5 protein-coding genes are annotated in these 4,898 nt (G+C 53.9%); all 5 read right to left on the bottom strand.

What is annotated here, in order from left to right; translation table 11 throughout:
* The coding region (locus tag V8L70_RS22505) for a hypothetical protein (protein WP_336270679.1) at nt 1-286 on the bottom strand (286 nt) is incomplete at its 3' end.
* 131 nt (nt 287-417) lie between these two features.
* Nucleotides 418-1,188 carry a copper resistance protein B gene (locus V8L70_RS22510; RefSeq protein WP_336270680.1) on the bottom strand — a complete coding sequence of 257 codons (771 nt, stop codon included), beginning with the start codon at nt 1,186-1,188 and terminating at the stop codon, nt 418-420.
* A 9-nt stretch (nt 1,189-1,197) separates the two neighbouring features.
* Nucleotides 1,198-3,045 (bottom strand): copper resistance system multicopper oxidase, encoded by a 1,848-nt coding sequence (locus V8L70_RS22515; protein ID WP_336270681.1) that lies wholly within the window; start codon nt 3,043-3,045, stop codon nt 1,198-1,200.
* A 68-nt stretch (nt 3,046-3,113) separates the two neighbouring features.
* A complete protein-coding gene (locus tag V8L70_RS22520) occupies nt 3,114-4,466 on the bottom strand; it encodes an ATP-binding protein (RefSeq protein ID WP_336270683.1) in 1,353 nt (450 codons plus the stop codon).
* Nucleotides 4,467-4,561: 95 nt separating this feature from the next.
* A partial coding sequence (locus V8L70_RS22525; RefSeq protein WP_336270685.1) for a transposase occupies nt 4,562-4,898 on the bottom strand: 337 nt, incomplete at its 5' end.

Here is a 4,898-nt window from a genome sequence, read left to right on the forward strand (position 1 = left end):
TGGACGCTTCTGCTACTTGTTTTCCAGTTTTGTCATAAAGCACAGCTGAAATGCGGTTGCCAGTGCTGGTAAAACCTGGGAAGTGCTCACTCGCTACTTTCAGTGTAGTCGCTTGTTCAATATTAATATTGAAACGCTTAGGTTGCCCCTGGACAAGCATCTGTGTAGAAGATACGCCTCTTTCTAGTAAGGGAAGATTCTGTGTTGTATTGCCTAAGCTCGCTAATACAGGTGTAGAGAGGATACTTGCTACTACTGCACTAAAAACAATTGCTTTAATTTTCATGGTGGTTTACTCCGCTGGTTATTTATAATTTAATAATAACCTTAGAGTATGAGTTGAAGCTGAATTTAGTGGTTTATTAGCAAAAAAAAACGCCACCTTTCGGTGGCGCAAGTTATAGAGTGCTTAACGATTTAAAATATTAACCTGACGCCTGCCACCACGCCGGTATCTTCGGTATTATTCCCGCCAGCACGAGAAAGGTCAGCGGTATCGCCATACTCTTTTTCCCAATAAGCGCCCACGTAAGGCGCAAAGCGTCTGGTCACTTCGTAGCCCAGGCGCATGCCGACACGCACTGAGTTAAGGCCCTCACCCACACCAAACTCCTTAACTTCGCTGGCAGCTACGGCAATTTCGGTACGCGGCTGTAGGTAGAGCCGCTGAGTCAGGCGCAGATCGTACTCGCTTTCCAGGCTGGCGGAGATATCGCCTTCATCGCTTATCATCAAGTCGAGATCGGTCTCGAAGCGATAGGGGGCGAGCCCCAATAGGCTGATGACGCCGAAATAGCGTTCGGGATAGTTATTCGTAGCGATACCGCCCTGATAACCGATGCCGCCCTGAAGTTCCCAGAAGTCGGCAATCAAACGACTATAAAGCAGGTTGAGGGACTCGAATTCTGCATCTTCGCCATCGCCCTGGACGTTTTCGCCTTCGCCTTCCACGTATAGGCGATTGAAATCACCGCCATACCAGGCCTGGAAATCCCAGACCAAGGCATCCCCCCCCTTGTCGGGCGAAGCATATTCCAAGCGATCGACCCGTACCGTGGTCATCGGGTACTCCACGACCGGTGACGGCCAGCCGGCCGGGGCGTCATAGCCGTCTTCGGCTTGAGCAGTCGTGGCGGCGGCCATGCCGAGGGCGGCGCTGGCGAGGGTTAAGTAGTGCTTGGTTTTCATACTGCCTCCTTAAGAAACCTGAACAACGCGGAACATGCCGGCATCCATGTGATAGAGAAGGTGGCAGTGGAACGCCCAACTGCCCTCTGCATCTGCGGTGATCAACGCAGATACGCGCTCACCGGGCTTCACATTTAGGGTGTGTTTGCGCGGAATCAATTCACCCTGGCCGTTTTCCAGCTCCATCCACATGCCGTGGAGGTGGATAGGATGCTCCATCATGGTGTCGTTAATCAGAATTAGGCGCAGCCGCTCGTCTTTCACAAAATGAATAGGGCCCGTCACTTCGCTAAACTTCTTACCGTCGAACGACCATATATAACGCTCCATATTGCCGGTCAGGTGCAGCTCAAGCTCACGGCCTGGCTCACGGCGATCAGGCCATGGTGTGATCGCTTTGAGATCCCGGTAGACTAATATGCGTCGTTCGTCGGGGTCGATGCCGATGCCCGCCTGGTCGTAGCGAGAGCCGGGCTGGGCTTCACCGGCGAGAAGCAAACCATTTGCGCCTATTTTGGCCTGCTCGGCTGCCATCCCCCCCATAGTAGAGTGATCCATGCCTTGCATGTTGGACATACCGGAGTGATCCATCCCAGCCATGCTGGAATGATCCATCCCCGACATGTTGGACATGCCAGAGTGATCCATCCCCGACATGTTGGACATGCCAGAGTGATCCATCCCCGCCATGTTGGAGTGATCCATACCGCCCATACCCATGGCTTCCATGCCGCGGTCGGCAATTTGGCGGCGCTTGGGAATCTCCGCCTGCATGCCTTCACGCGGGGCTAGCGTGGCGCGAGCGTAGCCACTCCGATCCATGGCTTCGGCGAAGATGGTATAGGCTCGATCATCTTCTGGTGAAACAAGCACATCGTACGTTTCCGCCACGCCAATACGGAACTCATCAACAGGCACGGGTTGCACTGGCTGGCCATCGGCAGCAACGACGGTCATCTTCAAACCAGGTATACGTACATCAAAGTATGACATCGCCGACCCGTTAATCACGCGTAGTCGTACCCGCTCACCAGCCTTGAACAGCGCATTCCAGTTTTCTTGGGGGGAGTGACCGTTAAGCAGGTAGGTATAAGTACTGCCGGTCACATCGGCAATATCCCGAGAACTCATGCGCATTTTGGCCCACATACCGCGCATCTCGGCAGTTTGTGAGAAACCCTTTTCGCGAACATCGGCGAAAAAATCAGCAATCGTGCGCTCTTGGAAGTTGTAATAGCCTTCCATGGTTTTCAGATTACGAAATACCGACATGGGGTCTTCAAAGGTCCAGTCGGTGAGCAGTAGCACATGCTCACGGTCATAGCGGATGGGTTCGCGCTCGGCGGCGTCAATTATCAACGGCCCGGCGTGGCCGAGCTGTTCCTGCAAGCCGGAGTGGCTGTGGTACCAGTAGGTACCGTTCTGACGGACGGGAAAACGGTAGGTAAAGGTTTCACCAGGGGCGATACCTGCAAAGCTAACGCCAGGCACACCATCCATTTCCGGCGGTAGAATGAGACCATGCCAGTGGATGGAGGTGGGCTCGTCCAGCAGGTTGGTGACACGCAGTACTGCGTCTTGACCTTCTTTCAAACGAATCAGCGGGGCAGGACTGGTACCGTTAATGGTAATTGGTTGGGCTTCTTGTCCGTCAATAGGCAACGATTCACGGCGGATCGCCAGCGATACCTCGGGCCCTTCTTCAACGCCCTGAGCATAGACGTTGGTACGGCCCCAGGGGTTTGCCCAGGCGGGAGTTAACCCCATTGCCGCAGCGGAACCTATTCCTAGGGCAGCGCCGCCTTTTAGGACCTGCCGACGAGAAAGAGGGTGAGAAATGATGCTTGAGCGTGCCATGTGTAACTCCCGTCAATGATGAATGGCACCATCTTAATGGAAGAACCTGAAACAAAGCTGAATAATGATTAATTAGCTACTTCACCCGCTAGAGGTAGGATAATCGTAACGCGCAGTCCACCCAGTGGACTACGCTCAAAGCGCGAGTGCCCTGAGTAGCGGGCAATTAACTGCGCAAGAATCGACAGGCCTAAGCCGTAGCCGGGACGGCGTTCATCCAATCGTGTGCCACGCTCTCCCAAGCGCGAAAGATCTTCTTCTGCAACGCCGAAACCGTCATCATCAGTGGTGAGCGTGAGTGTGGTAGTGGAGACGGCAATATCGCAATTAATGCACCTATTCGACCATTTGCCAGCGTTATCGAGCACGATGCCTAATATTTCAGAAAAGTCGTGAGCCTCAATAGGCACTTGGTCTTTCTCGTGTGCCGAGTGGGTAAGGTTGAAAATGCGCTCAGGGTAAAGACTACGGAACATCTCGATGAGCCGTGAACTATCTCGCGTGACGTTCGCCATTCGACCCGCGTTAGGCCCTGCAATACGCGAACGACGCAGCTCTGCAGCTAACTGAGCGTTAATATCTTCAATACGACTGAGCAGTTTATGCCGTCGGTTTTCATCAATGGGCCGATTGCCGCGCAGTACTTGGGTAATTGCTGCCAGCGGGGTTTTTAATGCGTGTGATAGGTTGGCGACCGATTCTCGCGAGCGCTTCAGACGAAGATCAATGTCGTCCATGAACCAGTTCAACTGGTCGACTAATTCATCTAGCTCCGAAGGGGCTACTAATGACAAGCGATCACGTTTGCCTGATCGCAAGGCTTCAAGCTGTTGACGCAGTTGCCAAAGTGGCGTGAGGCCGCGGTTAACTGCCAGCATATTGAGTATGATGAGCATTCCTAAAAGCACGGCGGCAATTCCACCGACCCACCAATGCAAGGTAGCAAGTCCTGCTTCTACCTGAGAAAAATCCTCACCCACCAGTAATACGCCGTTAGAACCCTGCCACTCAAAATGGCGGCGGTAGACGAGCATGTGCTGATCGTTATGTTTAACGTCCACAAGAGCATCGCCGTTCTCTTCCAGCAGAGGCGCCAGCTGTTGCTGCCATTGCGGGTCGGAAGCGCTGACCGAACCGTTAAAGCGGAGTACGTAGAGATGATGAAAGACTTGATAGCCTTGGCTAACCGAGTCTAGCGCAGTCGGGACAGCCGTTTGGTCCTGCTCGAGCTGTGCGACCGCATGATTGGCTTCGCGCTGAAGACGCTCACCCAAAAAATCCCGAGCAAGATTCTGTAACAATATGCCATGCAGTAGCCAGGTCGTCACCACCACAAATAGCGCCACGCCACCTAGCCCGGATTTCTCATAGGTCCCCAGCAAGTCTCGCAGACTGTGCGGGTTACCGCCATTACCGCTCATTGGCGGCCGTGACTGATCAATAATCGATCAATTCCTGTTGTCCGGACACACGGCCCCCTTTCCCCCATTGAGTCGGGCCGGGGGAGCCCAGGCTTCTATCCCGGAACCAGTTGACGCACCAGGTCAGAGAGTTCGTCTTTGTAAGGATAGGCATCGCTCATCAACACCCGTATGCGCCGAGTGTTGCGAATGATGACCGCGCCCACCTTGATCAGCTTCAGCCGCAGGTTACTGGCGCTCATTCTCTCGAAGGGCGTCTTCTTCAAGTGGGCCCGTAATCGCTCGAACAGCGTGTAGGCAAAGCCCGACAGGAGCAACCGCCACTGATTGGTCCACCACCGCGTGCTGGAGGTGCGATCTGCGAACAGACACAACTGCTGATCCTTGATCCGGTTTTCCATGTCACCCCGGGCACAGTATTGCTCGTAGTAG

It is taken from the genome of Vreelandella arctica, from assembly GCF_037070215.1.
Classification (GTDB): Bacteria; Pseudomonadota; Gammaproteobacteria; order Pseudomonadales; family Halomonadaceae; genus Vreelandella; species Vreelandella arctica.